This is a genomic window from Burkholderia sp. JKS000303 (genome assembly GCF_002563755.1).
In the GTDB taxonomy this organism is placed as follows: domain Bacteria; phylum Pseudomonadota; class Gammaproteobacteria; order Burkholderiales; family Burkholderiaceae; genus Burkholderia; species Burkholderia anthina_B.
Map to the genome: position 1 here is coordinate 3,022,943 of NZ_PDBZ01000001.1, position 26,093 is coordinate 3,049,035.

Below are 26,093 nucleotides of genomic sequence, written 5' to 3' on the forward strand. Positions count from 1 at the left end.
CCCGGCGCGACAGGGGCCGCCGTCGGGCGATTCGGCGCAGCGGCCCGCCATCAGAACCTGCATGACGAACAGCAATGAACACGACGAGCGCATTCCGCATCCTGATTCCCGTTTCCCTGGCGCTGGCGGGCGCCGGTCTCGCGCATGCGAGCGCCGACGAGGTGCCGCGCATGAGCGATGACGTCTACCGCACGTCGGTGTCGTTCTGCTCGAACGTCGCGGCCGACGAGAAGATCGAGTGCCAGGGCGACATGATTGCCGCCGGCAGCCGGATCGTCGCGGTGATCGGCGGCCTGCCGCCGTCGGCCGCCGTCACGATCGACGAGGCCGCGCGCGGCAAGCTGCCGGCCGCGGAACGCAAGGGGCTCGCACCCGTCGAGGCCGGTGCGATCGACAAGGACGACGATCTCGCGGGGCTGGCCGGCATGGTGCGGCTGTGCGACGTGTACGAATCTGAACCGGCGTCGCGTGCGCGGCATCACACCGCGCTCAAGCAGCAGGCGCCGGATGCGGCACCGCGCGTCGAGGCGTTGCTGGCCGATTCGTCGACGGCGGCGCGCCAGCGCGTGAGCATCGGCGTGTGGCAGATCCTCGCGCTCGAAGGCCCCCAGGCGGCCGCGCGCGCGTGCACGCAGCTCGGCAGCGGGTCGTGATGTGACGGCACGCGTGAGCGGCGTGCCGCGTTCGGTGATGCGGGGAACGGGACGCGGTGTCGGCGTTCCGCACCGGTGAGCGTCGAGCTGACGAAAACATTTCGTTTCCCTTCATATTCATGCCACGTTGCGCCGGCAACAATCGCGGGCAGACATTCGACAATCTTGCGGCGCATCCTGCGACCGCAAGCCTTTTCCGAGGAAACGCCATGCTCAAGACGCTCGCCCGCGCCGCGGCCGCACTCGCCGTCGCATCCGCCTCGCTCCATGCCGCCGCCCAGACCAGCTACGACTACCTGCTGCTCGCGGCGTCGTGGGAGCCCGGCTTCTGCGCGTCGCACGACACGCCGGAGTGCACGAACCTCGCCGGCTCGTATGCGGCGACGAGCCTGTCGCTGCATGGCCTGTGGCCGAACAAGTACGACGGCAACCAGCCGTTCTACTGCGGCGTGCCGCAGAGCGACGTCGATCTCGACAACGGGCACCAGTGGTGCAGCATGGATGCGTATCCGGTCAGCACCGCGACCCGCAACACGCTGTCGACGTACATGCCGGGTGTCGCATCGTGTCTCGACAAGCACGAATGGTTCAAGCACGGCACCTGCTCGAATTCGGCGTCGCCCGATACGTACTGGAACCAGGCGACCGGCATGATCAGCCGGCTCGGCAACACGTCGTTCAATGCTTATCTGCAGGCGAACGCGGGCAAGACCGTGACGCGTAACCAGCTGCTGTCCGCGTTCGAGGGTGCGTTCGGCAGCAATACGCGCAGCGCGGTGTCGCTGAAGTGCACGAAGACCAACGGCGTCAGCTATTTCACCGAAGCGTGGATCGCGGTGAAGACGAACGCGACCGCGCAGTTTCCGGGCGCGGCATCGCTCGTGACGGACGGCAATACGCAGGGGACGTGCCCGACGTCCGGCGTGTATATCGCGAAGTGATGCGGGCTGCGCCGGCCGGAGGGTTCCGGTCGGCGCAGCCTGGATGGTGTGCGGCTACGCGAGCAGCCGCAGTGCGTCGGCGAGTGACAGCACCGTCGTGCGTGTCTCGAATGCGGTAGCGAACAGATGCTCGTGCACGACCTCGTCCGGGTCGTAGCAGCAGTCTTTCACCGTATACAGCCGGAAATCCGCATCGCTTGCGTGCGCAACCGACGACAGCACGACGCCCGTCGATGCGATCCCGACCAGGATCAGCGTGTCGATCCCTTGCGCAATGAGCCGCGGTTGCAGGTCGGTGCGGAAGAACACGCTCGCGCGATGCGCGGCGATCAGCGGCTCGCTGTCCAGCCGCCCGAGCGCCGGACACGGGCCGTCGTCGACGAACCGGCCGAGCTGCTTGATTCCCTGGCCGTTCTTGTTGCGCGGACTGACTTCCGGATAGCCGGGGCTGAAGCGGAGATTCGCGAAACAGACATGGACGCCGGCGGCGCGCGCCGCGTCGCACAGCTTGCGCGTGTTGGCGAGCAGGGTGGGGGCGACCGACGGGAAGAGGCCGAGGATGTCGGTCTGATAGTGCATCACGATCAGCGCGGTTTGGGCCGGTACGATCGGTGGGGGCGGTGCGTGCGGGCGGCTGTCCGCGTCTGCGTGATCGTGCGTTGTGAAATCTGAAGCGTGTTCCGGTTGCATGACTGATGCTCTCCCATGAGTCACTTCGGTGTTTTCAAAAAATCGACCGCTCCGTATACGTCGTCAACCATTCCAGCGCCAACGTCCCCGCCAGCGAGTTCCCGTTCGCATCGAGCCCCGGTGCCCACACGCACACGGCCATCTCCCCCGGCAGCACCGCAACGATCCCGCCGCCGACGCCGCTTTTCGCGGGCAGGCCAACGCGATACACAAAGTCGCCCGCCGCGTCATACGTGCCGCAAGTCAGCATCAGCGCCGACAGCCGCTTCGCCGAACTCGCGTCCACGATCCGCTCGCCGGTAACCGGCGCGACACCGCCGTTCGCGAGAAACAGTGCGGCCTGCGCGAGCTCGACGCAATTCATCGTGATCGCGCACTGGCGGCAATATGCATCGACCACCGTATCGGGCGGCATCTGCATGTTCCCGAAACTCGCCATGAAATGCGCCATCGCGCGGTTGCGTTCCGCGTGCTGGAGCTCCGACTGCGCGACACGCGAATCGTAGTCGACGTCGACCGCGCCGATCAGGCGCCGCACGAACTCGACGAGCGCCGTCTCGGCTTTCACGAACCGGCGGCACAGCACGTCGGTGACGACCAGCGCGCCGGCATTGATGAACGGATTGCGCGGCTTGCCGCGCTCGCTTTCGAGCTGCACCAGCGAGTTGAACGCGTTGCCGGACGGCTCGCGGCCGACCCGTTCCCACAGCGTGTCGCCGAGCATCTGGAACGCCAGCGTGCACGCGAACAGCTTCGAGATGCTCTGGATCGAGAAACGCTCGTGCGCGTCGCCGACCGTGTAAACGTTTCCGTCGAGCGTCACGACGGCCATCCCGAACTTGTCGGCGGGCACCTTCGCGAGTTCGGGAATGTAGTCGGCGACGCGCCCCTGGCCGATCCAGGGGGCGAGTTCGGTATGGATGCGTTCGAGGATCGGCTGGTAGTTCATCACGTGAGGCAGGGTGGGCGCGCGGCCCGGATTCCAGGGAGCCCGTATGGAACCGTTTTGGCGCCGGTTCGTCAAGTACGGTCGAGCGCAGTCAAGCACGGCGGCAATCGCGCCCTTATTCTTCAGATCTCCAAACAGGCGAACGGCGGGCGCAGTATCATGCGGTACGTTTCGGCCGATGGCCGGCAGCCGGCGCAAGCCGCCGCCGCCGCGGTCTCCCCGTATGATCCGATCGCTGCCCATGTCTTTTCGCATCCTGCTCGTCGAAGACGACACCCGCCTGTCCACGCTGATCGCCGGCTACCTGCGCAAGAACGACTATGAAGTCGACACTGTGCTGCATGGTGACGCCGCCGTGCCGGCGATCCTGTCCACGCGCCCGGATCTCGTCATTCTCGACGTGAACCTGCCGGGCAAGGACGGTTTCGAGATCTGCCGCGAGGCGCGCAAGCAGTACGACGGCGTGATCATCATGGTGACGGCCCGCGACGAGCCGTTCGACGAGCTGCTCGGCCTCGAATTCGGCGCGGACGACTACGTGCACAAGCCGGTCGAGCCGCGCATCCTGCTCGCGCGGATCAAGGCGCAACTGCGCCGCGCACCGGCCCGCGCGGCAGAAAGCGTCGCGCCGCAGCCCGAGCGCTACACGTTCGGGCAGTTCTCGATCGACCGCACCGACCGCTCGGTCGTGCTGCCCGGCGGCGGCTCGCCGGATCTCACGTCGGCCGAGTTCGACCTGCTGTGGGTGCTGGTCTGCCATGCGGGCGAAGTCGTCAGCCGCGACGACCTGATGCTGCAACTGCGCGGGGTCGAATTCGACGGCCTCGACCGCACGATCGACGGCCGCATCTCGAAGCTGCGCCGCAAGCTGCGCGACGATGCGAGCAACCCGCAGCGGATCAAGACGATCCGCAGCAAGGGTTACCAGTTCAGCAAGCACGCGTGGGAATGACGCCGCCCGCGTGCTGCACCGTCAGCCGCCGCGCGCCCGCGTCGCCCGATACCCCTGACCGGAAGCCGCGATGATCCGACGCACCCGTTCGCACCCCGATGCACCGCCGCTTTCGACGCTGCGCTATGTGAAATGGCGCTGGCTGCATTTCCGCCGCGCGTGGACGGACACGCGCGCCGACCGCATTCCGAGCTGGTCGCGCCTGTACGTGCGAACCTACCTGCATCTGCTCGGCCTCGTGCTGCTGACCGCGCTCGTACCGGCGCTCGCGCTGTGCGTCGTGCTGTCGCCGGAGGTCGTATGGCACGCATTCGACGCGCTGCCGGGCGATATCTGGATCGTGCTCGCGTTCGTGTTCACCGCGCCCGCGCTGGCCGCGTATCGGTGGATGCGGCCGGTATGGTCGGATCTCGTGATGGTGCGCGAGCGCGCGATCGACTTCACGGGCGGACGCTTCAACACGCGCGCGCGGGAATCGCACAGCGTGATCATCGGGCCGCTCGCCCGCACGCTCAATGCGCTCGCGATGCGCATGGAACGCCTGATCGCCGCGCAGCGCGATTTGACCAACGGGATCTCGCACGAGCTGCGCACGCCGCTTGCGCGCGTGCGCTTCGCGCTCGAAATGCTGCGCGAGCCGGGCTCCGCGGCGGAATACCACGGTGCGCTGGAAAGCATCGCGCAGGACGTGACCGAGCTCGAGGAACTGATCGACATGAGCCTCACGTATGCGCGCCTCGAGTACAGCTCGCTGCAGTCGAAGCTCGAACTGACCGCCCCCGTCGCGTGGTTCGTGCACCAGGTCAACGACGCGCAACTGCTGTATCCGGAGCGCGCGATCGAGTCGCGCATCGCGCTCGAATCCGATCTGCGCGTGAAGATGGACCGGCGGCTGATGTCGTACGCGATGCGCAACCTGCTGCGCAATGCGAGCAAGTACGCGGCGTCGCAGATCGTCGTCGGGATCTCGGTCGACCACGGCAACATCGCGATCTTCGTCGAGGACGACGGCCCCGGCGTGCCGGAGAGCGAACGCGAGCGGATCTTCGACGCATTCGTGCGGCTGGACCGCCGCACCGGCGGCTACGGGCTCGGCCTCGCGATCACGCGGCAGGTGCTCCATGCGCATAACGGCCGGATCGCGGTCGTCGATCCGGTCGAACTCTGCGGCGCGCGGTTCGAGATCAGCTGGCCGATCTAGCGAGACGCCGAATGCGCGGCAGCCACGATCGCCACGATCGTTGTTGCGGGTGCCGCGCCGACTTTCCCCGACAGACCTTCCCCCTCCTGCGAGCGCATGAGTTGCATTTGCAACTCATGCGTGCTCTGCTGTACGATTGCATTTGCAACTGTCGACGCGGGCAGCCCCCTGAAACGGGAAGCAGGCGGCCTGCGCTGCGGTAGTGAGGCCGGGGCGGTCGCGCTGGCCGTCCTTCGTTCATGCATTCCTGTCGGGATCACGCATCATGCGGCTACTGAATATCGTTTCCTCTCCCCGCGGCGCAAGGTCGGCTTCGATCGCGGTCGCCAACGCATTCGTCGACGCATGCCGCAACACGCACGCGTCGGTCGACGTCGATACGCTGAACGTGTGGGAGGAAGACTTGCCGGACTTCGGCAGCGACGCGATCGGCGCCAAGTACAAAGGCGTCGCGAACGAGCCGATGGATGCGGCCGAGCAGGCGACGTGGCGGCGCATTGACGCGCTCGTGAAGCGGTTTCAGGCGGCCGACCGGATCGTCGTCGGCGTGCCGATGTGGAATTTCGGCTATCCGTACAAGCTCAAGCAGCTGATCGACCTCGTCAGCCAGCGGAACCAGCTCTTCACGTTCGACGGCAACGCGTACGGCCCGCTGCTGAAGATTGCGCGCGCGCTGGTCATCCATGTGCGCGGACAGAGCCAGGAAACCGGCTCGGATGCCGGCAATCCCGGATTCCGGCATCAGGCGGACTACATTGAATTCTGGCTGAAGTTCATCGGCGTGCGCGAGGTCAGCAGCCTGAGCGTCGAACACACGTGGAATGCCCGGGCGCAGGACAGCATCGAACGCGCGCAAGCCCGCGCGGTGGCGATGGCCGCGGATTTCTGACCGGGGAATGCGCCGGCGCGCCGCACCCGCGGATGCCGCCGCGGCGACATCCGCGATTGCTCAATACGTGCGGCCGAGCTGCAGGTAGATGTTGCGCCGGCCGCCCGGCGCGAGCGCGACCCCCATGTACAACGGGCCGAACGCGGTCGACAGGCTCGTGAAGAACGTATAGCTCTGCTTGAGCGTGCCGCCGCCGACCTTCACGCCGCTCGACCACACGTTGCCGATCTCCGCGCTGGCACCGACCGACAGCGCCTTGATCGGCGACGCGTTGAACGTCATCAGCTGGTTCATGTAGGTCACGTTGCCGTACGCGAGCTCGTTGCCGTTCAGCTGGTCGGCCGCATAGGCCGCCATGTGCTGGAACCCGCCGAGCGTGAAGTTGAACGCGTTGATCAGGTTGGTGCCGCCGATGCTCTTGCCGCCCTCGATCGTCGCGCTGACGCTGTGCCGGCCGAACTGCTGCGCGATCATCGCCTTGCCGTAGATCTCGGTGTAAGGCGTGTTGGACGTATCGTCGAAGGCGTCCGCCGACTGGCTGTTGTGCGACCACAGCGAGCGTTCGACACGGAATTCGCTGAAGTAACCCTTGCGCGGGAACATCGGATCGTCGAGCTGATCGATGACGAGCCGCGCGCGCGCCGTCAGCGCCTGCGACGAGAAGCTCGGCCAGAACAGCGTCGAGTTGCCGTCGTCGAGCGGGAGGTTGTAGTTCGGCGAGCCGTGCCCGGTCGCGTAGCCGATGCCCATCCGGAAGTCGCCGAGCCGCGCGATCGGCAGGCCGAAGTCGATCCCGGTGCGCGCCGTCTGCATCAGGTACTGGTTCAGCTTCACTTCGCCGCTGTCGTCGTACAGGTTGACGTAGCGGCGCTGATATTCCGCATACGGGGAAATGTAGAGGCCGTAGGCGGCCGGCAACGGCTGGCGCAACTCGACGCGCGCCGACTGCAGGTCGCTGCCGATCGTCGTATCCGCGCGGAACTCGAGGCCCGATTCGGTGAGCCACGGGCGCCGGTAGCCGACGTGCAGGCGGAAGCCGCCTTCGTCGGTCGAACTGCTCGACATCCCGACGCCGAACAGCAGGAAATTCGGCCCCCAGTATTTCTCGCGCGCATTGATTTCGAGCACGTTGTCGTCGCCGTGGCTCACGATCTGCTGCGTCACGCTCTCGAAATTGCCGCCGGTCGTCAGCCCGAGCAGATCCTGGCTGACAGTCGCCGGATCGTAGGTGTCGCCCGGTTTCACGTGCAGCGCGTCGGCGACGACGCGCTTCGGCACGTCGCCGGTCGTCTTGATGTCGATGCGCGTGATGCGGATCGGCGGCGGCAGCGGCTGCGCATGCGCGGAGCGGTACACCGCGTACTGTTCCGGCGTGAGCGCGAAGCGCTTGAGCCGCGGCAGCGCCGCGGTCGCGGCGGCCGCGCCGGCGGCGATCGCCTGCTTCGCGTTCTGGAAATCAGTGAAGGCGAGCGAGCCGAGGTCGGGCGTGAGCAGGATGTCCTGCGCATCGAGCTGCTTGCGCTGCGACGTCACGTTCTGGCGGATCAGGATGCCGACCATCTGCTGCATCACGTCGGCCGGCGACGCGAGCGCGTCGAGCGGGCGCAGCTGCGAGCCGATGTCGACGGCGATCACGACGTTCGCGCCCATCTGCCGCGCGGTGTCGACCGGCAGGTTGCTGACGAGGCCGCCGTCGACGAGTGCGCGGCCGTTGATTTCGGCCGGCGCGAACAGGCCGGGCATCGCCATGCTCGCGCGGATCGCGAGCGGCAGCGAGCCATGGTCCAGCACGACCATCTGGCCGGTCTGCAGGTCGGTCGCGACCGCGCGGTACGGAATCGGCAACTGGTTGAACGGCTGGTTGGTCGGCACGGCGGCCGTCCAGTTCGCGAGCAGCGCCTGCAGCCGGTTGCCCTGCACGAGGCCGACCGGCGCCTTCACGCCTTTCTTGCCGAAACCGAGCGTGAGCCCGTTGATGTACAGGCGCTCGTCCTCGCGGCTGCTTTGCGGCAGGTCCGCGCGATCGGTCACGTCGAATGCGATATCCGCGAGGTTCACCTCCGACAGCCGCTTCTGCATCTCGTCGGCGGCCATCCCGCTCGCATACAGCCCGCCGACCACGGCGCCCATGCTGGTGCCCGCGATGCAGTCGATAGGAATGCGGTTCTCTTCCAGCACTTTCAGCACGCCGAGGTGCGCATAGCCGCGTGCGCCGCCGCCGGACAGCACGAGACCGATCGACCGACGTCCGGCCGGGCCGCCGTCGGCCGTGCAGTTCGGCGCGGATGCGGTTGCAGGCGCCGTGGCGGCGGTGGCGGTGCGGGTGGCAGTGTCGGCGGCCGGCGAGGGCTGCGCGGCGACGGTGCAGCACCAGAGCGCGACGAGTGTCGCGCCGAGCTGGCGCGCCCCCGGCCAGCGGAGAGAGGCGGTCGCTGTCATGGTGGAGTATCTGGCGTGATCGGCATGGGACGCCTGCCGCGGAGCAGGCAAGACCGAGAGATTACCGTGTTTTACAGGCGCAACGCGAGGGGCGCGATGCGTAGTCGGGCCTGTCGCAAAACGCGATTTCGGCAATTTCGTCGCGAAAAACTCATCGGAATTGCCTAAAGTATCGGAACGATTTGCCGCTAAGCGGGATGAGCGGCAAAGGCGCGCCGCGGGGATGCGGCCTGGCCGTTGCGGCCCGTTCGTCCAAAAAAAGGCTTGATATGTCGACACCGCTGTTCGGAAAGTTGTTTGCGCAACTCGTTGCGATCGACCCTGGAACGGCCAGTACGCAGATCTATACGCACGAGCGCGGCGTGGTGCTGAACCAGCCGTCGGTGGTGTGCTTTCGCAAGGCCGGCGCGTCCGCTGCGCGGCCGACGCTCGAAGCGGTCGGCGAGCTCGCGAAGGCGCTGCTCGGCCGCGAGCCGGGGCATCTGGAGGCCGTGCGGCCCATGCAGCACGGCGTGATCGCCGACGCGCACGCCGCCGAGCAGATGATCCGCCGCTTCATCGACATGTCGCGCACGCGCTCGCGTTTCGGCCGCCGCGTCGAGGTCACGGTGTGCGTGCCGTCGGACGCGACGGCCGTCGAGCGCCGCGCGATCCGCGAAGCCGCGTTCGCGGCCGGTGTATCGGAAGTCGAACTGATCGAGGAATCGCTGGCCGCGGGGCTCGGCGCGGGCCTGCCGGTGACCGAGCCGGTCGGCTCGATGGTCGTCGATATCGGCGGCGGGACGACCGAAGTCGCGGTGATCGCGCTCGGCGGCATCGTGTACCGCGAGGCGATTCGGGTCGGCGGCAACCAGTTCGATGCGGCGATCGTCAACCATGTGCGCAACCTGTATGGCGTGCTGCTCGGCGAACAAACCGCCGAGCACGTGAAGAAAACGATCGGCTCGGCCACCGGCGCGGTGCCGCGCATGTCGACGCGGGCGGTCGGGCGCGGCGTCGAGGACGGTCTGCCGCGCTCCGTCGAGTTGTCCAACCACGATGTGGCGGAGGCGCTCGCCGCGCCGCTCAAGCAGGTGATCCGCGCGGTGAAATCGGTGCTGGAAAACGCGCCGGCCGAACTCGTGACCGACATCGCCGATCGCGGCGTCGTGCTGACGGGCGGCGGCGCGTTGCTCGCGGATCTCGAACGCCTGCTGTACGACGAGACCGGCCTGACCGCGCGGGTCGCGGACGAGCCTGCCACCTGCGCGGTGCGCGGCGCCGGCGAGGCGATGGGGCGGCTCGCGATGTGTCCGGTGGATTGAGGCGGGCGCCGCACGTGGCGCGCCCGGCACACACGGCCGCATGCGTTCAAAGTCTTTCGAACCCCGAACATCGGGGCGCCCGAATGCGGCGGGTACGGTAACGGGCGCGGGTACACCGGCATCGAACGATTCGCCACGGTCCGGACTTTCGGGATCATGCGGCGTGCGAGTGTGGTCGGCCTGCGCGTTCGCACCACGGCTGCACGTCGTTCCAGTGCAGGGCGCGCCGATTGCTCGCGACAACGCGGTGCCCGGCAACATCCCGTGGAAGTGCTGACCGGCGCGTAACCCGCGCCGCTTCGTTTCATCGCTGCGCGCGCCCCCCGTTCTGGCCTATCCTGTGCGAAACACGCGACGCGCGACGCGCGTTGCGCCTCGACACAGGAGCATCGATGCCGAATCACGCCGAAGCCATCACGACGCAGGCGCCGCAAGCCGCGCCGGTCCCCCCGACCCAGGCGTCGGGTCCCGCCTTCATCGCGCCCGAAGCCGACCCGCAGGCGCTCGCGCGCAACAACCAGTACGTCTTGAAATCCGGCGACGCATTCGTGGTCAGCGATGCGCTCGGCGACATCGGCGGTCACGACGACGGCCTGTTCGTCGACGACATGCGCGTGCTGTCGAAATGGCGTCTGACCTTCGGCGGCCGCGCGCCGTCGCTGCTGTCGGGCGCGACGAGCGCCGACAACGCGTCGTTCACCGCGCACCTGACGAACCGTCCGCTGCCGCCGCTCGGCGGTCACGAAACACCCGAGGGCGTGATCCATATCGAACGGATGCGCGTGCTCGCGGGCGACGTGCTTTACGAAGCGCTGACGCTGACGAACTACGGCGCGAGCGAGGCCGAGGTGCCGCTGTCGCTGTCGTTCGCGGCGGATTTCAAGGACATGTTCGAAGTGCGCGGCACGCAGCGCCCGAAGCGCGGCACCGCGGCCGCGCCGCGCGTCGACGAGGGCGCGGTGCGGCTGCGCTACGACGGTCTCGACGGCGTCGAGCGCAACGTGACGGTGCATTTCTCGCCGGCGCCCGACGCGCTGTCGGTCGATCGTGCCGACTACACGCTGACGATCGCCGCGCAGGCGTGCATCTCGATCTACCTGACCGTCGACGCGACGCTCGGCTCGGCGCACGACGGCGCAGGCCCGGGATGCGGCCGCGTCGCGCTGCGCACCGCGCTCGTCGGCGTGCATCGCGAGATGCGCTCGCGCCGCGAGACGATGGCGCGCGTGAACACCGGCAATCCGCTGTTCGACGCGTGGCTCGACCGCTCGCTCGCGGATCTCGGGCTGCTGACGACCCAGCTCGACACCGGCCCGTATCCGTATGCGGGCATTCCGTGGTTCTCGACGCCGTTCGGCCGCGACGCGGTGATCACGTCGCTGCAGATGCTGTGGCTTCAGCCGTCGCTCGCGCGCGGCGTGCTGCGCTTTCTCGCGGAGCACCAGGCGCGCGAGACGTCCGCGTTCCGCGATGCGGAGCCCGGCAAGATCATGCACGAGTTCCGCCGCAGCGAGATGGCCGCGACGGGCGAGGTGCCGTTCGCGCTGTATTACGGCGGCGTCGACACGACCCCGTTGTTCATCGTGCTCGCGGGCGCCTATGTCGAACACACCGGCGACGATGCGCTGATCGACGAGCTGTGGCCTGCGCTCGAGCGCGCCGCGCAGTGGGTGACCGACAAGTGCGATCGCAACCCGTACGGGCTGCTCGATTACCAGCGCACGTCGGAGCGCGGTCTCGCGAACCAGGGCTGGAAGGACAGCCACGATTCGGTGTTCCACGCGGACGGCCGCTTCCCCGACGGGCCGATCGCGCTCGTCGAAGTGCAGGCCTATGCGTGCGCGGCGCTCGATGCGATGGCGATGTGCTCGCACCGGCGCGGCCACGCGGCCGACGCGACGCGTTATGCGCTGCGCGCGAAGACGCTGCGCGATCAGGTCGAAGCGCTGTTCTGGATGCCGGAAGGCAAGTTCTACGGGATCGCGCTCGACGGTCACGGCGACCTGTGCCGCGTGTTCGCGTCGAACGCGGGCCATCTGCTCGCGTTCGGGTTGCCCGATGCCGAGCGCGGCGCGGAAGTCGCCGGCGTGCTCGGCTCGACGCTGTTCCAGACGGGCTGGGGGATCCGCACGCTCGCGGCCGGCCAGCCGCGCTTCAACCCGATGGCGTATCACAACGGTTCGGTGTGGCCGCACGACAATGCGCTGATCGCGCGCGGCCTCGCGCGCTACGGCGACAAGACGGCCGCGGTGAACCTGCTGCGCGCGCTGTTCGAAGCCGCGGTGAGCTTCGAGATGCGGCTGCCGGAGCTGTTCTGTGGATTCCCGCGCCGGCGCGGTGAGCCGCCGACCGCCTATCCGGTCGCGTGCCTGCCGCAGGCGTGGGCGGCCGGTGCGCCGTTCATGATGCTGCAGGCGTGTCTCGGCGTGAGCGTCGATGCGGCGCGCCACGAGGTGCGCGTCGAGCGACCGGCGCTGCCGGAGGGCGTCGACTGGCTGCGGATCGACGAGTTGCGCGTGGGCGACGAAACCGTGTCGCTGACGTTCCGCCGTGTCGACGGCCAGGTGGTCGCGGCGGCGGCGCAGCCGGGGCGCGTGAAAGTGGTCGCGGTGCTGTAGCGCGGACGTTGCGCAATGTCGCGCCACGTCCGTGCGCAGCGGCATAGAATCGTGACATGACCCTTGAACGATGGCGGAGGCACATACGATGACGACCGACAATCGGCCCGACGATCGCGAGGAGAACCTCGAGAATCTCGAAGCGGCAGTCGACCACCTGCACAAGTCGATCGAGTCGCAGAGCATCGCGGCGGGCGCGGCGAAGGGCATCCTGTTCAGCCTGATCGAAACGCTCGGCGCGCTGATCGGCGATCCCGATCTCCCCGAACATGCGCGCTCGGGCTACGAGGCGCTGCGCGACAAGGCGAGCGAATTGCGCAGCGCGCTCGACCGGCATTGACGAACCGGCAGCGCCGACGTCGGCCGCAAGGCCCGCGCCGACGCTGCCCGATCCTGCATGACGCGCACAAAACCCCGTGCGCTCAATGACTTAGGCGGGTGGTGCGCAGGATATCCACAAGCTTGCCAACAAAATCTGTGGAGAACCTGCCGATCCGAATCGGCCGTGCAACGCGTGCCGTGAGGGCGTCAATGGGTGCCGCATCGTTGACCTGCCGACCTCGATCGACTGAATCCCCTTTTGTTTCAGGATGTTACGCATCGTTCTGACGGAATATCCACAGGCTTGCCAACAAAATCTGTGGATAAGTTTGACGTGATTGCTTCTCGACGGTTGATGATTGCGCGGGTGGAGGCAGTCGTCCGGACGCCCGCGCGGCGGGGCTGCCCGATGCGTGCGTCGGCACGTTAATTCGTGCGCGATCAACGGGTTAGGTCCCGGGTACCCAGGATATCCACATCCTTGCCAACATTTTCTGTGGACAACCTTCATGCCGAAGCCTTATCTGGCAAGGGATTGCGGGGTGCGTCAAAAACCGGTTCGAAATTTGTCAAAAATTTTCCGGGCGTTCATTGTGACCCTATCTTGATCTCGGTCCATTCCTTCCCTCGGCTGTCGCGGTACAAGGCAGTCATTGCGGCCGATTTATGTCCCAAGAGGGCTTGAGCAAATTCGGGGCCGTATTCATCTGAGTAGAGCCGCGCAGCGAGTGAGCGGATCTCGTGAAAAGAGGGGGCTGTTCGCCCTGGCGCAGGCTGAACCTTGGCTTGGTCCCGAAAGCGGGAGAATGCGGCTGACATCGTATCGAGATGAACCTGCGCGCCTGGCCCAGAGACGCCTTGATGCGAAATGTGATGCACCATCCACGGCGACAGGATTGAATCTCGACACTCGCGAATCACCTGCTCAAGCGTGCAGCCGACCGCTCGCAAGCCGATGGAGGTCGGGATCTTGAGCCTCGTCCGATGCTGGCTCTTTTGCTGGTCAACGAATAGGAATCCGCCCTTCACATCTGAGAATCGCATCGACCGCACGTCGGCTCGTCGTTGAGCACTGAGAAGCGCCAGCATAAAGGCGCGAGCCGCCCATACATCTTTTGGCGACTCCTTCGCCGCCGCGATAATGGCGAGAAAACTGTCCAGAGTCAGCCGATCCCGCAAAACAGTAGCCGTTTGTTTTCTGAGGGATGTGACGGGATTGGCGCCAGCCGATAGCAGACCTTCCGCGATAGCCTCGTTGAAGAAGCCCGTCAATCTATAGCGCAGGTCGATCGCGTATGTCGGGCTCACCTCGGTTTCGAGATCCTTTAGCCAATCGTTGATTTCTTTGGGCGTCACATTCGAGATTGCCGTCTTGGCGAAGGGAGCCTTGCGAACTCGATTCAAGATCGACCCCATGCTGCGTTTCGATTTGGTGGAATTCGATCGTTCAGCATAGAGTTCGGCGTAACGGTCGCACCACGACGAGATTGTTTCGTCACCACTCATCCGGGCAACCAGACCGAGCGTGCTCTTCTTGCGCGCCAGTTCGGCATTCGCGGCACGCGCGTCGTCAATCGCTGCGCGCTCGTCGTAGCCGAGGCCGTATGTCTTTCCGGTATCCGGATTGCGATACCAGAGATACCCACGCGTATTTCGATAGAGGTTTGGCGGCAATGGGTTCTTTTTTGACGAACGCGGTCTAGCGGCCATTGACGAGTCTCCGTACACGCTCCCGCCCAGGCTCGACATACTCCGCCTCTGGCTGGCAAAAATAGCCGCGACCGATTTTGCGTGGTGACGGGTGAATGCGGCCAGCATGAATCCAGTTGAGCAGCGTGTTTCGGTGAGGCGCATGTTCGCCGAATACGCGCTCGGCCCATGTGGCGATTGGGATCAATTGTGCGGCCATATCACCTATCCTGAGTTTCCGATTTAATCTTCCTGAATTCCACGACCCATACCCACGGGTTCGCGTCCCAGTCGTGGCCGGCTGCGGCGTTCAAACCATCCCACAGCTCGCGGAATGCGCGGATGCACGGTGGCCGATCGGCTCCGGAACAGGGGCCGAGGCTATAACCGATCTTGTGGCGTTCCTCGATCATCACGCCTTCGGCCCGCGCGTCCGACTCGCCGATGTGCTTCAGTCGCTCGACGCGCACGCCCGTCACTTCGAGCAGCGTGCGCGCGGCGGCGCGCGGCATGAAGATGGACGGCCGGCGCCACCACGCCGGCAACGCGCCGGCGCGCGCGGCGTTCGGCAGATCGCCGCCGAACCGGTACTCGCGGCCCGTCTCCAGCGTCATGTCGACGAAGTGCCACTCGTCGCGTTCTTTCTTCGGGCTGTAGCGCGTTTCCCAGCGGCCGAACGCGACGTGCGTCTCGCGCACCCACAGACGATCGCCCGGGACGCCATACGGACACCGCGTCGGCGCGCACCGCCATTCGTGTGAGGCGCGAGTGGGCGATTCAAGCACCCACGCGTTGCCGACGGCGCTGGCCGTCAGGCCGGAGAACTGGAGATTCAGGCCGGGGCGCACGGTGCGCCAGTTCACGACGCGCCGCGTCTGCGACTTCCGGTCGGCTCGCACGGCGGCCGACATCGGCTCGTTGAAGAGGATAGGGCGCTCGGTCACAGGTCGAGCTCCTTCGTTTCGCCGAACGTGGTCGTCGCGAGGCGGACCATTTCGCCGATGTTGGTCGACAGCTTCCACGACGGGTACGAGGTGGAAAGTTGCTCCTCCAGCCGCTTCCACTCCCCGAGCGTCATCGTCATGGTGAGCGTCATCGGCACGTCGTCGGGCCGCTGGATCTTGAACTCGGTTTTCATGTTGCCTCCGGCGCGTCGCCTGCGAACCACGCCGGCTTCGGAAAACGGTCGGTGAAGACATAGTCGCCTGCCGCCTCGACGAAGCTGAAGTCGTGAGCGTCAGGCCAGTTGCGCATGATCTCCGTTTCGTCGTCGGCGTAAGCGACGATCGTTGCATGGTTCTCCCCATAGCCGGTTACCCAATACGGATGACTGATCGGCCAGTTCACGGGGCGCGGGTCGTCTAGGTTGACCGAAAATCGAGCGCGGATCATCGCTGTGCCTCCGGGAATTCGTCGTGTGTGCGGCCGTCGAGGTGGCGGCCGGCGGCGCGCTTACCGCAGCGCCACAAGTCGGGTGAATCGTCGCAGTGCAGCGTCTCGGCCGCGCGCGGCGTGATCGAGCCGAATGACCATTCTCCGTCCCACCAGTGAGCCGTCGCCTCGGTGCGTTTCTGGTAGCCGGCGTTCTCGCCCGGCGCCCATTCGCCCCATTGCTTGAACAGGAACGGCACGCCGGCGGCAGCGCACTGGTCGCGCAGATCGCGAGCCCAGTCGGGATGCATCGGGCGCGCCTCGGTGCCGCTCTCGCCGCCGACGATCACCCAGTCGACGCCAACGTCGCTTCGCAACGTGCTTCCGTCGTTTGGACATGGGCCGTGTGACGGGTCGTTCGTGCGGTAGCCGCAGGTTCGGCAGCAGATCACGCCGGCATCAGCGAACGCGAAGCGAACGTCCACCGGCCCCAGCAGCGGCTCCATCGACAGGAAGCGCACGCGCGCCGGCACCGCGAGCAGCTTCGGGATATCGCGGTCTGCCTCTTCCTGGTTGACGATCGTTGCGCCGAGCCAGACGTTGTCTGGTACGCGCTCGACGCCGATGTGGCGCAGCATCGTAGGCACGTTACCGATCCGCTTCGTCAGCAGCAACCAGTCGAGGTTCGGCGTGTCGGTGATCAGCCGGAACAGGTCGCGGCGCCACAGCAGGTCGACCTCGTTGTCGAACACGTCCGCGAGCGACGCGCAGAACACGCGGCGGCGCGCGATCACCAGATCAAACGACGCGCAGCGGCTCTCAGGGCACACCGCGAGGCCGTTCGCGGCGCCGGGCTGGTCGCCGCGCCAGCCGCATGCGCGGCACTGGAGGAACGGACGCGCTTCCCACGAGATAGGCTTGCGCCAGTTCGCGGCGGACGTGCGGCGCCGCGGCGCGCTGGGACCCCAGTTCACGGCCGTGCCGCCGGCGAAGCGCGCGTTCCGCGCCTCGGCGTAGCAGTGGTCGCAGCCCGGGCTGACCTTTGCACAGCCCTCCCACGGATTGAACGTCGAATCCGTCCACTCGATTTTGGTGTTCTCGCTCACGATGCGTCTCCTGCGCGAACCCATCCCTTTCCGGTCGCCTTGATATGCCCGGCCTTGCGCAACGCCTGCAGGCGGCGGTCGACGATGCGCCAGCCCGTGACTTCGCCGCAGATGTGCGGCCGCGATTCCTCGCGCCCGATGAGGTCGCTCTCTGTGCGCACCTGACCGACGTTGATGGACGCGAACTTTTTCGGTTCTTCGCTGATCGCCGCCAGAATCAGGGCGTCGAGTTTTTCGTATTTGGTCATTGGCCTTCTCCTGCGCGGGCGACGTCGATGGCGCGCTGAAGCGCCGGCAGCATTCCGTAAATGCCGCGGCTCTCGAAAAAATCGGCGGCACCGCATGCGTCGGTGCGTGTCACGGGACGCCGTCCGACTTCCATCGCGGACAGGGTTGCCGGCGAAATTCGCATATGGTTCGCCATGTCGTACAGCAGCGTGCCAGTGACGATCCGCAGCGCACGGACGAGCATTCCGTACGGCGTCAGCGGATTCGTCAGGCTCGGCTGTTCGTCCGTCACCTCGGCGCGCGGCTCCGGCTGCTGGGTGGCGAGAAGGGCAGTCAGGCGCTCGAGCAAGTTCAGCTCAGCGTCGTAGACCGCCTTCGCGTCCAATTCATCACCCCAATCGCCATCGACCGCGTGGCATTCTTTCAGGGCGTCGGCGTTGCGCGAAATGCTCTGGCAGGCGTCCATGATCGTGGCGCGGGCATCTTTAGTCAGCATGGTTTTCTCCCTTCAGAATGCCGCGCAGCGCATAGGCCAACTGGTCAGCGTTGTAGTCCCATTGCGATGCAGGTTGCGGAGGCAAATCGAAGCTGTCTTGCTCGTAGGTGACGGCTTCCGAAATGCATTCCGCCGCAGCTTCGATCAATTTTCGCTGCTCGTCCGTCAGCCCCTGCCGAGTGGCGACCTGCGCGGGCGGGGCGGTGTAGAGCTTCATGCCGATTTCGAGCGGGCGCGTTGCCTCGATGATCGTGCCGATGTCATCCGGGTTGTCGCGCACGATCGCCGCCTCTTGACCCGCTGCCGCTGCGGGCTGCGATGCTGCCTGCGCGGATTGATACTCGAGCAATGCGGATTGCATCCATTTCGCCGCACGATTGAACCCGAACACACATCCCTTGACCCATTCCATGGGATAGCCCCATGAGGCAATTTGGATATTCACGAGAAAAGCTGTCGTGCTTTCTCCATTGCCGCCGACTCTGGCTCTCATGCCGCCGAGCATCGCCTTCGCAATCGAGACCGGCTCTGTCAGTGGCTCGATTACATCCCGCTCGTCTGACGGCGCTGCCGCTGCTGGCGTGGCACTCCGACACACTGGATCGGCCATCCAGTCTTTATCGCCGCATTTGATGCAACGTTCGCCGACGTCGTCCCATTCGTGACTGTCTGAAGTAGACTGCGATGCTGCCATGCGGGCTTGCAATGCATGAAGTGCGATGTTCTTCGATATAACCGGCCACGTCGTGTTGTCGTCCGCCACTTGCGGTTCATGCTGCGCGCGTTTGCATTCCGATGCGGCATACTGCTTCGCGCACGGTTCTACGCGATCGTCAGGATGGCAGGTGCACGGCTTATCGTACGCTGGTACCGCTCCCGCCACCTCAGTGCGAGGGGCGCGGGACAGGGCATCAATTCGCGCGCACGCAATGAGCTTGCCGCCGACTTGGCGGTGTTTGTTGATCGCGTCAAGTTCGTTTACGAACGACTGGACCCATGTCTTATCGCTGACGTTAGGCTGCCACTCGACAAGCCATACGCAGGCTTCTAGCTCATCCGCCCCAATGCCCGTGCCTTCGAGCGGGGCGGAGGGTGCGGGCTGCTCGTCCGGATGCATCAGCTTCCATGCCTCATCTGTTGTGAGCCACCGCACGGCACCCATTTCGACGATGCAGCGTCGACCGTCCGCCATCCCACCGCCGAGCACATATCCGGTCGCATAGAAACCGTCGCGGGCAATGATGTGCGCAGCCTTCTTGCGCGTCAGGCGATCGCCGACAGACAGAGGCGGTTCGGGCTCGGCCGGCGCTGCTTCGTGCTGCTCGACAGCTTCGATAAGAATGCGAAGGTCGGCCATATATACGAGGCTCGTCCCTGCGCCAACGTTCCCACGCTCCAAATCTCGCTTCAGTCTCCAAACGGCATCTTTCAGCGCATCAGCGCAGCTCTTGTCGGTGGTGGTCATGGTGGTCCTCACGCGTGCGTTGCATACACGGCATACGGGCCGTCTTCGCTGTCGCCGATCTCGATCAACCACCAGCCGGGCTCCGGTGAAGGATCCCAGTCAGTGATGTCCAGATTCCCGTTATCGAAATACGAGACGTATGCCGGGTGGTCGATGCTTTCGTTATCGAGGTGGTAGATCGACGTCTTGATGCCGGCCTGTGCTTCGAGCGCGGCCCACTGTTCGTCGGTGCACCGCTCGGCACCATCCATCGTGACCGTCCAGAAGTGGAGCAGATCGGGGTGGATGAAATAGCCGTCCTGATCGCGCACGACGGGGATGTTCTGGAGCATCGGTGTGGTGGTCATGTGTGGTCCTCAGGTGGTCAGGATGTCTTGCGCGGCGAGGATGAATTGCGTCGCCGCTTCGGCGTTGATGGCGTTGCCGTATCCTCGGAGTCGTCCTTTACGGCTGCCCTGGTCTTTGCGCGGGAGAAGCGCGGCGAGGCGTTCTTGATCGGCGCGCACTCGTCCCACGCCACCGGAAGACCCATCAACCAGCGGGAATGTGCCGGGTTCAACTGGCCGCCACTTTCCATCCCGGCAGAGGAGCCAGTCAGCAGCTCGCCAGAAGCCGTTAGTCGGGCCGGCATCGGGTTGTCCTTCAGCAGTGCGACTGCATGATTCAGGGTGATGTTCGTCGTCGTGAAGTTGGCGGCCGGCATGCGGATAGCATCCGTCGCCGTTGGCATCGGCCAGCCGGCCAGGCATGCTGCAGCCGCCAAATCCGGGCCGTGGCTGCGCATCGCCTCTATCAAGCCGCCCTCGAATGTGCGGACGCCTTTCTCGGCGAGTGCCGCTGTCGGCGTCGGCCAGCCAGCGAGCTGAGCCACCAAGCCGAGATCCGTCAAGCTGGCGCCCATCTTCGAACCCTTGGCGATCGACTTGAGCTTGCGCGCGACGAACTGCTCCGGAGTTCCGCCGGCTTCGCATGCCGTTGGCGTAGGCCAACCAGAAAGCTCGATCGCGGATGCCCGGCGTGCCGACGCCCGCAGCCGGAAACGGCTCACACCCGAAGGCGTGGTCCAGCGCTTCCATGTCAGCGTGTACAAGGTCGATCCAAGGCTCGACAGCCGAGCTCGCAACCTGCTCTCCAAAGATGACTGGAGGGCGGCACTCGCTGATGAGCCAGTACCATGCAGGCCACAGGTGCCGCTCGTCATCAAACCCAACTCCTTTGCCTGCCGCGGAGAAAGGTTGGCACGGACAGGAACCGGTCCAAACAGGTCGATCGTCAGGCCATCCAGCGCGTCGAAGCGCGTGCGACCAGACGCCGATCCCGGCGAAGAAATGGCACTGGTCATAGGCTCGCAGGTCATCAGGTCGGACATCCTCAATGCTCCGTTCGTCGACGTCGCCAGGAGCGATGTACCCGGCGGCGATCAGGTTGCGCAGCCACTGCGCTGCGTATGGGTCGTGCTCGTTGTAGTACGCAGGCACGTCATCCTCAATCAGTATTTGAGCCTCAATGTCGTCCGCGCGGTTAGCATGTGGCTACCGTCCAGAAAGCGAGGTGCCGTCCTGGCCACCCCTTCAAATACCGCGCGGACCGAGGAACACCGCGCGGTTCGGCAACTCGCGTTACTGCGATGTCGTGCTCGTTTCGTCGCGATGCGGTTTGACCGCGTCGGGGCTCGCGAGATACACGCGCCAGCCGACTTTCCCGTGCTGCGTGAGGAAACCCCACGAGTTCGTGCGACGCCCCATGACGAAGATCGACTTCGCTACCGTCGCGCGCGGCAGGATCAAGCGATGGAAGTCGCCAGCGCGGCGCACTACGACCGCGCCCGGGCCGCGCCAGTAGATGCCGAACGCGTTCAGGTACTCGTGGTCGCCGGCACTCTCGGGCGCGATCCACGACTGCTTGATCGTGTCGAGCGCGGCGCGGTACATCAGCGGGCACGTGAGTGCGAACTGCGTCGGCTTGAACACTTCCCAATAGCCACCGTCGAGCACGATCGACACCGACCACGACGGGTGGTCGTGCAGGTGGCGATCGCGGTCGCTGCGCAGGATCGTGTGCGCGCGGATCGCGACGTGGTGGCAAATCCAGCGGTACAGCACGCCGGCGCACGGCGGCTCGGCCTGGTCCCACGCCGGGTTATCGCGGTTGCGCTCGACGCTGCGCGCGCCGAGCACCCAGTTGCGCAGCATGTAGCCGGGCAGGTCGAAGTAGGGCGTCCGGGCGGCTCGCGCGTGCACACGCAGCAGCGCGGATGTCATCCAGTTGGGGATCGAGCGATTCATGGTGGTCACCTAGTTGCGTGGGCGGCGCGAGTTATGCCTGTTCGGACTTCGGCAGCGTCGCGTCGAGGTGCCGGATGCGCGCCACGACGCGCTCCGGAATCTTCATCGCGTGGCTCCCGTTCATGGCTGCGAACGCGGGCCGCAACAGGTTGCGATCGTCGTCGCTCAGTTCTGCGTGTTCGAGGCGCTTCAGCGCGCGCCAGAGCGGATCTTGCGTATCGGTCATTGGTGCTCCTGGTGAATTACGGCGACCACGCGGTCGCACATGTCGACGTCAAACCATCCGATGTGCGTCTCGCCTACGGCGATGCCGAGCTGCGCCGCGAGCCAGCTGTACGCCTCGCTGCGCGACATGCCGTCGCGCTGCCAGAGCGGGTTGAAGGCGGCCTTTGCGCGCATGCGCGCCGAGCGCGTCTCGTTGTCGGCCAGCGTGCCGAGCGGGATCGCGGTTTGAGGGTGCATGCCGACGTATGCGCGGCAGCCGCCGCACAGATACGCCCACGGCCATTCACCGAAGTCGCGGCCGTATATCTCGCTGTTGCGCACGATGCGTACGGTGCCGCCGCAGAAACGGCACTCGGTCGGCGTCGGCAGCGGATTACGCACGCGCGCGATCGCTCGACGCGACGGGTTCCACGGAGTGCATGGGCCGCGCTTGGCGCTGGCACGATCAAATGCTTCGGCGATTTGGTTCATGGTCGTGTGTCGGTAGGGGCTCTGCCGCCGGCGCGGTCGGAGAACCGCGCGTCGCGCCTATTCCGGTTGCGCCGGGGCAGAGCCGTTAGTCATCAACGCAAGCAAATTCGCCGTGGTGCGCTCGCACGGCAGCCTTGTACGCGTTGACCGCATCTTCGCGATCCGTGAATCGGCCGACGGTTCGGTTTTTCCCTTCGGAATAGACAGTTGCTTTCCATTTGCTTCGCTCCTTGTCCCACGTGACGCCCTTGCATCCGCTCGTGTTTGTCGATGGCGTACCGTGGTTTTGGTTGTTCTGGCCAACCGTGGCGATGCGGAGATTGGCCCGCTGGTTATTGAGGCGGTTGCGATCCTTGTGATCCCCCTGACGCGGATCGCCGGGAACAAGACCGAGTAGCATCCGGTGCATCGATGTCCGAACGTGTCTATCTGCATCAACGGGATGGCGAACAGTTGTGCACGCATACCCGTCGTCGCTCAGATGCCACTTGAACTTCGAAAGGAGATCGAAGTCCTCGTCGTCGACGAAGGTGACGCGACCATGCGTAAGGGGGATCGTTTTCATGACGTCCGGGCGCTCGTTACGCGGCCTGCTTGCCGTCGGCGATCTGCTGGGCGGCTTCCGCGAAGGCGTCGGCTTGTCCGTTTTTGGCGCCTTTTTTGAGGCGCCCGGCGCGTGCCGGCTTCTCTACCTTTTCGTGCTGCTCGGCCGGCTCGTCGTCGTCCGGATCGGTGTCGATCGTCCCGGTGATCTCGCTCTGCAGCACCGTGCAGATACGCGCGACGTCGGCTTCGTCCGGGTGGCACTGCACCCGCGCGTTGAAGGTCGTGGTGCCGCCTTCCTTCGGCCAGAACTTGATCTCGTTGATCTTCGCCTCGGGAATCACGATGTCTTTCGACTCGTCTTCGCCGTGGTGCACGCGGAACAGGCCGTCCTCGAACTTCTCGGCCCACTTGTACGGCGCGACCAGGTGCTCGAATCGGAGGTTCGGGAAGTCGGTGACGCGCTCGACGCCGTCGAGGTCGTCCTGCGCCGGGCCGGTCGGCGACTTCCAGTAGAACGTCTGGAGCAGCCGGTTATCGAGCTTGTCGAGCGCGCGGTTCGACTGGTTGAACTCGAGGCCGATGTCCATGGCGAGGCGGTGCTCCTCGCCGTTCAGCTCCTGCCGGACATTGACGCTCGTGACCTTCATCTTGATCTTGAAAAAGCGGAATTCGGACATGACGATCCTTTCGGGGTGAAGATGCGGTTACGCGGCGGCTTCGAGGCGCGACAGTTCGGCCTGAAAGTCGAGGGTGACGAGCAGGGCGGCCGTCTGCGCGTGCGTGGCGCCGTAGTGCTCGGCGAGGACGTGGATCACATCGGCAGCGGTAGGGCGCGGGATGCGGCGCGGTGCGGCAGCACGCGCAGCACCTGCCTGCGGTTCAGTGGCGCGCGACACGGCGGCGGCCGGCGCCGCGTCGTTGGCCGGTGCGGGCGTGGTCGGTGCCTGATTCGCGGCAGCAGCCTGCGCGGCGGCGCGCGCTGCGGCCGCTGCTTCGTCTGCCTTGCGCTGTTCTTCCTTCGCGGCTTCCTGCCGCTTGTGCTCGTCGATGCGCGCGTTCACCGCGAGCTGGAAGTCGTCGGCCGGCTTCTGGATGAGCTGCTGCAGGTCGCGGAAAAGGAACGCGTGCTCGCCGGCGTGCGTGCGGTACCAGTCGAGCTTCGCGCGCAGCTCGCGCGCGGCGGCGTCGGCGGCGATCTTGCCGTTCGCGACTGCGGTGTCGATCGCTTCGTGCAGGCTGGCGAGCGTGCGCTTGTTCTTCGCGGCCGTGACGAAGTCCGGTGCCGGCAGTGCGAGCGATACGTCGATGAGCTCGGCGTTCAGCGCTGCGACGTGGTCGGCGTATGCCTTGCGGCCGTCGGCCACGATCGCGTCCTTGATCTCGCCCTTGCGCTTCGTGACGAGCTTGTCGAGCGCCAGGCGCTTCTCGCGGAGCTGCGTGCGGATGTGGTCGAGCGTGCGCATCAGCTCGTCGATGCTGGCCGTCTGGCTGATCGCGGCGTTCTTCGCGACTTCGAGCTCCTTCTCAGCCTTCTCGCAGAACTTCACCGTCGCATCGGCGTTCGCGAAGTCCTCGTCGGTCTGCAGGTCGGTCTTGATCGACGCGATGAATTTGTCGGCCGCCGCCTTGAAGCCGGGCAGGTTGCTCGCGACGACTTCGCCGCGGATCTGCACGGCCAGCGTCGGCAGGCTCATGATCGCGTCGGCCTTCGGCGCTTCGCGGATATCGCGCGGCTCGTACGCGGCGAGGTCTTTCTGGAACTGGGCCCAGCCGGCGCGGATGCGGTCGAACCAGGCTTCGTCGGGCGCGATCTCGATCGACACGAACCGATCCGGCGTGCCGTCCGAGCAGACGAAGATCAGGCGGTCGGCGCCGGTCACCATCAGCACCTGCTGCGCCTGCGGCCAGTGCTCCTCGGGGAGTTCGCCGGCCTCGATCGACGCGGCCAGCGCCTCGTTCCACTGCTTATGCTCGAACGCGACGTGGTCGCCCATCGTCAGGCCGTCGCACGACGCCGACATCCGGCCGAGCGAGTAGGTGACCGGGTACAACTCCTCGCCGATCATTTCCTCGACGAGCGGCCGCGCGAGCGCTTCGACTTCGTGGCCGTGATCGAGGATGTGCTCCTGCACCCAGTCGCTGAATTCCTTCGGCGTGCCGGTCTTCTTCATGTGCAGCAGCTCGTTGCGCTTCATCTTCGTGGAAAGGCCGAGCATGGCCGCAGCTTCGCTCGCGCCGAAGTGGAGGAGGCGGAACTCTTCCCACTCTGGCGTGCCCTGCACGAGTTCTTGGACGGTACGTTCAGTCATTTTCATGGCTCCAGCTGTCGATGGTCAGCTTCTGGTCTTCGGTGAGGGGGGCGCCGCGGGACTCGATGAAGGCGATCAGCGCGGCCGGGCTTTTGCGCCCCGACTTCACCGTCTCTCGCCACTGGTCCTTGTTGGCGACGAACTTCTTCTGGTCATAGAACGCGGGCTGCTCGCCGCTGGCCTGCTGTTGGCGCGCGGGAGCAGCGCGGCCGCCGCGCTGCTCTTTGTCCTTTCTGGGAGTGCCGACTTCTTCACCCTGCGTGCCGGCGCCCGGCTGCCCGTCCGCGCCGCCGGCGCCGTCGTCGTCTTCATCCTTCGTCGACATGCCGGTCGCTGCGAGCAGCGTGTAGCGCTGGAGGTAGGTGATCGTGCTGGCGGCCTGCTGGATTGCGTTCTTCTTGCCGCTGTTGTCCGGCGCGCCGCTCATCGTCACCATCTTCGAATGGCCCATGACGTGCGTCACGACGCAGTCGACGGTGATCGTGCCGTTGCCCTGGTGGATGTCCCAGTCGAACGACAGACCGTGCTTCGCCATCGCCGGCGCGATAGCGGCGGTCACGTCCGACAGTTCGGCGTGCTTGTAGCCGACGAAGTCGCCATCGCGTGTCGTGTAGCCGACCTGCTTGCGTTTGTAGATCTCGACCGGCTCGCGCTTGAACGCGGCCATCGCGGTGACGAACGCTTTGCGTGCCTCGTTGGCTTCCCAGCGCTCCTGCAGCTGCATCAGCTTTTCAAGGCGGTCGAGGTCGGCGTTGTTCTCGACCGCGATTCGCAGCAGATCGCCAGGCGTCGCGGTTGCGAGCGCGGTGCGCTGCGGCGCGGGCGCTGATGGATGCGCGACGGCCGGTGGCTGCGCGTTGCGCGGCTCGGTGGCTTCGGTTCCGGCGAGTTCGACGTCGACGACGTCGGCCATGGTTGCGGTTTGCATACGTAGCTCCGTGTGCG

General features: G+C 65.8%; 29 protein-coding genes. 8 read left to right on the forward strand and 21 right to left on the reverse strand.

From position 1 onward, the window contains the following. Positions 1 to 74 precede the first annotated feature (74 nt). Complete coding sequence (locus BX604_RS14445) at positions 75 to 653, forward strand: hypothetical protein (RefSeq protein WP_098551385.1); 579 nt, start codon at positions 75 to 77, stop codon at positions 651 to 653. A gap of 209 nt (positions 654 to 862) precedes the next feature. Further along, the gene (locus tag BX604_RS14450; RefSeq protein WP_098551386.1) at positions 863 to 1,594 is read left to right on the forward strand and encodes a ribonuclease T2; all 732 of its coding nucleotides are present in this window, start codon (positions 863 to 865) and stop codon (positions 1,592 to 1,594) included. 54 nt (positions 1,595 to 1,648) lie between these two features. Here the strand turns inward: BX604_RS14450 and BX604_RS14455 are convergent, their stop codons facing one another. After that, entirely contained in the window at positions 1,649 to 2,284 is a 636-nt protein-coding gene (locus BX604_RS14455) for an isochorismatase family cysteine hydrolase (RefSeq protein ID WP_098551387.1), read from the reverse strand. 34 nt (positions 2,285 to 2,318) lie between these two features. Continuing rightward, a complete protein-coding gene (locus tag BX604_RS14460; RefSeq protein WP_098551388.1) occupies positions 2,319 to 3,233 on the reverse strand; it encodes a glutaminase in 915 nt (304 codons plus the stop codon). Between the two features lie 241 nt (positions 3,234 to 3,474). On the opposite strand from BX604_RS14460, the gene BX604_RS14465 reads away from it, so the two are divergent. The 3 genes from BX604_RS14465 to BX604_RS14475 all read left to right on the forward strand — a co-directional run bounded on the left by BX604_RS14465 (position 3,475) and on the right by BX604_RS14475 (position 6,275). Beyond that, complete coding sequence (locus BX604_RS14465) at positions 3,475 to 4,185, forward strand: response regulator (protein ID WP_098551389.1); 711 nt, start codon at positions 3,475 to 3,477, stop codon at positions 4,183 to 4,185. A 70-nt stretch (positions 4,186 to 4,255) separates the two neighbouring features. Next, positions 4,256 to 5,386 (forward strand): ATP-binding protein, encoded by a 1,131-nt coding sequence (locus BX604_RS14470; RefSeq protein ID WP_098551390.1) that lies wholly within the window; start codon positions 4,256 to 4,258, stop codon positions 5,384 to 5,386. Positions 5,387 to 5,651: 265 nt separating this feature from the next. Next, positions 5,652 to 6,275 carry an FMN-dependent NADH-azoreductase gene (locus BX604_RS14475; protein ID WP_098551391.1) on the forward strand — a complete coding sequence of 208 codons (624 nt, stop codon included), beginning with the start codon at positions 5,652 to 5,654 and terminating at the stop codon, positions 6,273 to 6,275. 60 nt (positions 6,276 to 6,335) lie between these two features. On the opposite strand, the gene BX604_RS14480 is transcribed toward BX604_RS14475, so the two are convergent. Continuing rightward, the gene (locus BX604_RS14480) at positions 6,336 to 8,714 is read right to left on the reverse strand and encodes a patatin-like phospholipase family protein (protein ID WP_098551392.1); all 2,379 of its coding nucleotides are present in this window, start codon (positions 8,712 to 8,714) and stop codon (positions 6,336 to 6,338) included. Positions 8,715 to 8,983: 269 nt separating this feature from the next. Here BX604_RS14480 and BX604_RS14485 point away from each other — a divergent pair, with 269 nt between their 5' ends. The 3 genes from BX604_RS14485 to BX604_RS14495 all read left to right on the forward strand — a co-directional run bounded on the left by BX604_RS14485 (position 8,984) and on the right by BX604_RS14495 (position 12,976). Then, positions 8,984 to 10,018: a rod shape-determining protein gene (locus BX604_RS14485; protein WP_098551393.1), complete on the forward strand. Its 1,035-nt coding sequence runs from the start codon at positions 8,984 to 8,986 to the stop codon at positions 10,016 to 10,018. Between the two features lie 392 nt (positions 10,019 to 10,410). Further along, entirely contained in the window at positions 10,411 to 12,636 is a 2,226-nt protein-coding gene (locus BX604_RS14490) for an amylo-alpha-1,6-glucosidase (protein ID WP_098551394.1), read from the forward strand. Positions 12,637 to 12,724: 88 nt separating this feature from the next. Beyond that, positions 12,725 to 12,976, forward strand: a complete 252-nt coding sequence (locus tag BX604_RS14495) for a hypothetical protein (protein WP_098552877.1) — start codon at positions 12,725 to 12,727, stop codon at positions 12,974 to 12,976. Between the two features lie 569 nt (positions 12,977 to 13,545). Here BX604_RS14495 and BX604_RS14500 read toward each other — a convergent pair. The 18 genes from BX604_RS14500 to BX604_RS14580 form a co-directional block, all read right to left on the reverse strand. Further along, on the reverse strand, positions 13,546 to 14,667 hold the full coding sequence (locus BX604_RS14500) for a tyrosine-type recombinase/integrase (RefSeq protein WP_179894805.1): 1,122 nt from the start codon (positions 14,665 to 14,667) through the stop codon (positions 13,546 to 13,548). After that, positions 14,657 to 14,866 carry an excisionase gene (locus BX604_RS14505; RefSeq protein ID WP_098551396.1) on the reverse strand — a complete coding sequence of 70 codons (210 nt, stop codon included), beginning with the start codon at positions 14,864 to 14,866 and terminating at the stop codon, positions 14,657 to 14,659. The genes BX604_RS14500 and BX604_RS14505 overlap by 11 nt, the downstream gene beginning before the upstream one ends. Before the next feature lies 1 nt (position 14,867). Beyond that, on the reverse strand, positions 14,868 to 15,590 hold the full coding sequence (locus BX604_RS14510) for a hypothetical protein (protein WP_098551397.1): 723 nt from the start codon (positions 15,588 to 15,590) through the stop codon (positions 14,868 to 14,870). Next, positions 15,587 to 15,784 (reverse strand): hypothetical protein, encoded by a 198-nt coding sequence (locus tag BX604_RS14515; protein ID WP_098551398.1) that lies wholly within the window; start codon positions 15,782 to 15,784, stop codon positions 15,587 to 15,589. The genes BX604_RS14510 and BX604_RS14515 overlap by 4 nt, the downstream gene beginning before the upstream one ends. Further along, complete coding sequence (locus BX604_RS14520; protein ID WP_143748029.1) at positions 15,781 to 16,038, reverse strand: hypothetical protein; 258 nt, start codon at positions 16,036 to 16,038, stop codon at positions 15,781 to 15,783. The genes BX604_RS14515 and BX604_RS14520 overlap by 4 nt, the downstream gene beginning before the upstream one ends. Further along, positions 16,035 to 17,123, reverse strand: a complete 1,089-nt coding sequence (locus tag BX604_RS14525; protein ID WP_098551400.1) for a phage Gp37/Gp68 family protein — start codon at positions 17,121 to 17,123, stop codon at positions 16,035 to 16,037. The genes BX604_RS14520 and BX604_RS14525 overlap by 4 nt, the downstream gene beginning before the upstream one ends. Next, positions 17,120 to 17,371 (reverse strand): hypothetical protein, encoded by a 252-nt coding sequence (locus tag BX604_RS14530; protein WP_098551401.1) that lies wholly within the window; start codon positions 17,369 to 17,371, stop codon positions 17,120 to 17,122. The genes BX604_RS14525 and BX604_RS14530 overlap by 4 nt, the downstream gene beginning before the upstream one ends. Next, on the reverse strand, positions 17,368 to 17,847 hold the full coding sequence (locus tag BX604_RS14535; protein ID WP_179894806.1) for a hypothetical protein: 480 nt from the start codon (positions 17,845 to 17,847) through the stop codon (positions 17,368 to 17,370). Before BX604_RS14535 ends, BX604_RS14530 begins: the two co-directional genes overlap by 4 nt. Continuing rightward, entirely contained in the window at positions 17,837 to 19,312 is a 1,476-nt protein-coding gene (locus tag BX604_RS38970) for a hypothetical protein (protein WP_179894771.1), read from the reverse strand. The genes BX604_RS14535 and BX604_RS38970 overlap by 11 nt, the downstream gene beginning before the upstream one ends. 8 nt (positions 19,313 to 19,320) lie before the next feature. Continuing rightward, the gene (locus BX604_RS14545; protein WP_098551402.1) at positions 19,321 to 19,659 is read right to left on the reverse strand and encodes a hypothetical protein; all 339 of its coding nucleotides are present in this window, start codon (positions 19,657 to 19,659) and stop codon (positions 19,321 to 19,323) included. Positions 19,660 to 19,668: 9 nt separating this feature from the next. Further along, the gene (locus BX604_RS14550) at positions 19,669 to 20,790 is read right to left on the reverse strand and encodes a DNA cytosine methyltransferase (RefSeq protein ID WP_098551403.1); all 1,122 of its coding nucleotides are present in this window, start codon (positions 20,788 to 20,790) and stop codon (positions 19,669 to 19,671) included. Positions 20,791 to 20,931: 141 nt separating this feature from the next. Further along, a complete protein-coding gene (locus BX604_RS14555) occupies positions 20,932 to 21,597 on the reverse strand; it encodes a hypothetical protein (RefSeq protein ID WP_098551404.1) in 666 nt (221 codons plus the stop codon). Between the two features lie 31 nt (positions 21,598 to 21,628). After that, positions 21,629 to 21,823 (reverse strand): hypothetical protein, encoded by a 195-nt coding sequence (locus tag BX604_RS14560; protein WP_098551405.1) that lies wholly within the window; start codon positions 21,821 to 21,823, stop codon positions 21,629 to 21,631. Continuing rightward, positions 21,820 to 22,203: a DUF3268 family zinc-finger domain-containing protein gene (locus tag BX604_RS14565; protein ID WP_257146318.1), complete on the reverse strand. Its 384-nt coding sequence runs from the start codon at positions 22,201 to 22,203 to the stop codon at positions 21,820 to 21,822. The genes BX604_RS14560 and BX604_RS14565 overlap by 4 nt, the downstream gene beginning before the upstream one ends. 175 nt (positions 22,204 to 22,378) lie before the next feature. Further along, positions 22,379 to 22,858 (reverse strand): HNH endonuclease, encoded by a 480-nt coding sequence (locus BX604_RS38375; RefSeq protein ID WP_143748030.1) that lies wholly within the window; start codon positions 22,856 to 22,858, stop codon positions 22,379 to 22,381. A 16-nt stretch (positions 22,859 to 22,874) separates the two neighbouring features. Next, complete coding sequence (locus BX604_RS14570; RefSeq protein WP_098551407.1) at positions 22,875 to 23,516, reverse strand: hypothetical protein; 642 nt, start codon at positions 23,514 to 23,516, stop codon at positions 22,875 to 22,877. Positions 23,517 to 23,543: 27 nt separating this feature from the next. Then, complete coding sequence (locus BX604_RS14575) at positions 23,544 to 25,148, reverse strand: YqaJ viral recombinase family protein (protein ID WP_098551408.1); 1,605 nt, start codon at positions 25,146 to 25,148, stop codon at positions 23,544 to 23,546. After that, on the reverse strand, positions 25,141 to 26,076 hold the full coding sequence (locus tag BX604_RS14580) for an ERF family protein (protein WP_098551409.1): 936 nt from the start codon (positions 26,074 to 26,076) through the stop codon (positions 25,141 to 25,143). The genes BX604_RS14575 and BX604_RS14580 overlap by 8 nt, the downstream gene beginning before the upstream one ends. Between the last annotated feature and the right edge of the window lie 17 nt (positions 26,077 to 26,093).

What these genes read in the sequence shown, in the direction of transcription:
- BX604_RS14570 (WP_098551407.1), bottom strand. Translation starts at nt 23,516, where the DNA reads ATGTCCGAATTCCGCTTTTTCAAGATCAAGATGAAGGTCACGAGCGTC.
- BX604_RS14500 (WP_179894805.1), bottom strand. Translation starts at nt 14,667, where the DNA reads ATGGCCGCTAGACCGCGTTCGTCAAAAAAGAACCCATTGCCGCCAAAC.
- BX604_RS14455 (WP_098551387.1), bottom strand. Translation starts at nt 2,284, where the DNA reads ATGCAACCGGAACACGCTTCAGATTTCACAACGCACGATCACGCAGAC.
- BX604_RS14505 (WP_098551396.1), bottom strand. Translation starts at nt 14,866, where the DNA reads ATGGCCGCACAATTGATCCCAATCGCCACATGGGCCGAGCGCGTATTC.
- BX604_RS14520 (WP_143748029.1), bottom strand. Translation starts at nt 16,038, where the DNA reads ATGATCCGCGCTCGATTTTCGGTCAACCTAGACGACCCGCGCCCCGTG.
- BX604_RS14580 (WP_098551409.1), bottom strand. Translation starts at nt 26,076, where the DNA reads ATGCAAACCGCAACCATGGCCGACGTCGTCGACGTCGAACTCGCCGGA.
- BX604_RS38375 (WP_143748030.1), bottom strand. Translation starts at nt 22,858, where the DNA reads ATGAAAACGATCCCCCTTACGCATGGTCGCGTCACCTTCGTCGACGAC.
- BX604_RS14555 (WP_098551404.1), bottom strand. Translation starts at nt 21,597, where the DNA reads ATGAATCGCTCGATCCCCAACTGGATGACATCCGCGCTGCTGCGTGTG.
- BX604_RS14495 (WP_098552877.1), top strand. Translation starts at nt 12,725, where the DNA reads ATGACGACCGACAATCGGCCCGACGATCGCGAGGAGAACCTCGAGAAT.
- BX604_RS14485 (WP_098551393.1), top strand. Translation starts at nt 8,984, where the DNA reads ATGTCGACACCGCTGTTCGGAAAGTTGTTTGCGCAACTCGTTGCGATC.
- BX604_RS14530 (WP_098551401.1), bottom strand. Translation starts at nt 17,371, where the DNA reads ATGACCAAATACGAAAAACTCGACGCCCTGATTCTGGCGGCGATCAGC.
- BX604_RS14560 (WP_098551405.1), bottom strand. Translation starts at nt 21,823, where the DNA reads ATGACCGATACGCAAGATCCGCTCTGGCGCGCGCTGAAGCGCCTCGAA.
- BX604_RS14545 (WP_098551402.1), bottom strand. Translation starts at nt 19,659, where the DNA reads ATGACCACCACACCGATGCTCCAGAACATCCCCGTCGTGCGCGATCAG.
- BX604_RS14465 (WP_098551389.1), top strand. Translation starts at nt 3,475, where the DNA reads ATGTCTTTTCGCATCCTGCTCGTCGAAGACGACACCCGCCTGTCCACG.
- BX604_RS14450 (WP_098551386.1), top strand. Translation starts at nt 863, where the DNA reads ATGCTCAAGACGCTCGCCCGCGCCGCGGCCGCACTCGCCGTCGCATCC.
- BX604_RS14575 (WP_098551408.1), bottom strand. Translation starts at nt 25,148, where the DNA reads ATGACTGAACGTACCGTCCAAGAACTCGTGCAGGGCACGCCAGAGTGG.
- BX604_RS14535 (WP_179894806.1), bottom strand. Translation starts at nt 17,847, where the DNA reads ATGCTGACTAAAGATGCCCGCGCCACGATCATGGACGCCTGCCAGAGC.
- BX604_RS14490 (WP_098551394.1), top strand. Translation starts at nt 10,411, where the DNA reads ATGCCGAATCACGCCGAAGCCATCACGACGCAGGCGCCGCAAGCCGCG.
- BX604_RS14470 (WP_098551390.1), top strand. Translation starts at nt 4,256, where the DNA reads ATGATCCGACGCACCCGTTCGCACCCCGATGCACCGCCGCTTTCGACG.
- BX604_RS14460 (WP_098551388.1), bottom strand. Translation starts at nt 3,233, where the DNA reads ATGAACTACCAGCCGATCCTCGAACGCATCCATACCGAACTCGCCCCC.
- BX604_RS14475 (WP_098551391.1), top strand. Translation starts at nt 5,652, where the DNA reads ATGCGGCTACTGAATATCGTTTCCTCTCCCCGCGGCGCAAGGTCGGCT.
- BX604_RS14480 (WP_098551392.1), bottom strand. Translation starts at nt 8,714, where the DNA reads ATGACAGCGACCGCCTCTCTCCGCTGGCCGGGGGCGCGCCAGCTCGGC.
- BX604_RS38970 (WP_179894771.1), bottom strand. Translation starts at nt 19,312, where the DNA reads ATGACCACCACCGACAAGAGCTGCGCTGATGCGCTGAAAGATGCCGTT.
- BX604_RS14445 (WP_098551385.1), top strand. Translation starts at nt 75, where the DNA reads ATGAACACGACGAGCGCATTCCGCATCCTGATTCCCGTTTCCCTGGCG.
- BX604_RS14515 (WP_098551398.1), bottom strand. Translation starts at nt 15,784, where the DNA reads ATGAAAACCGAGTTCAAGATCCAGCGGCCCGACGACGTGCCGATGACG.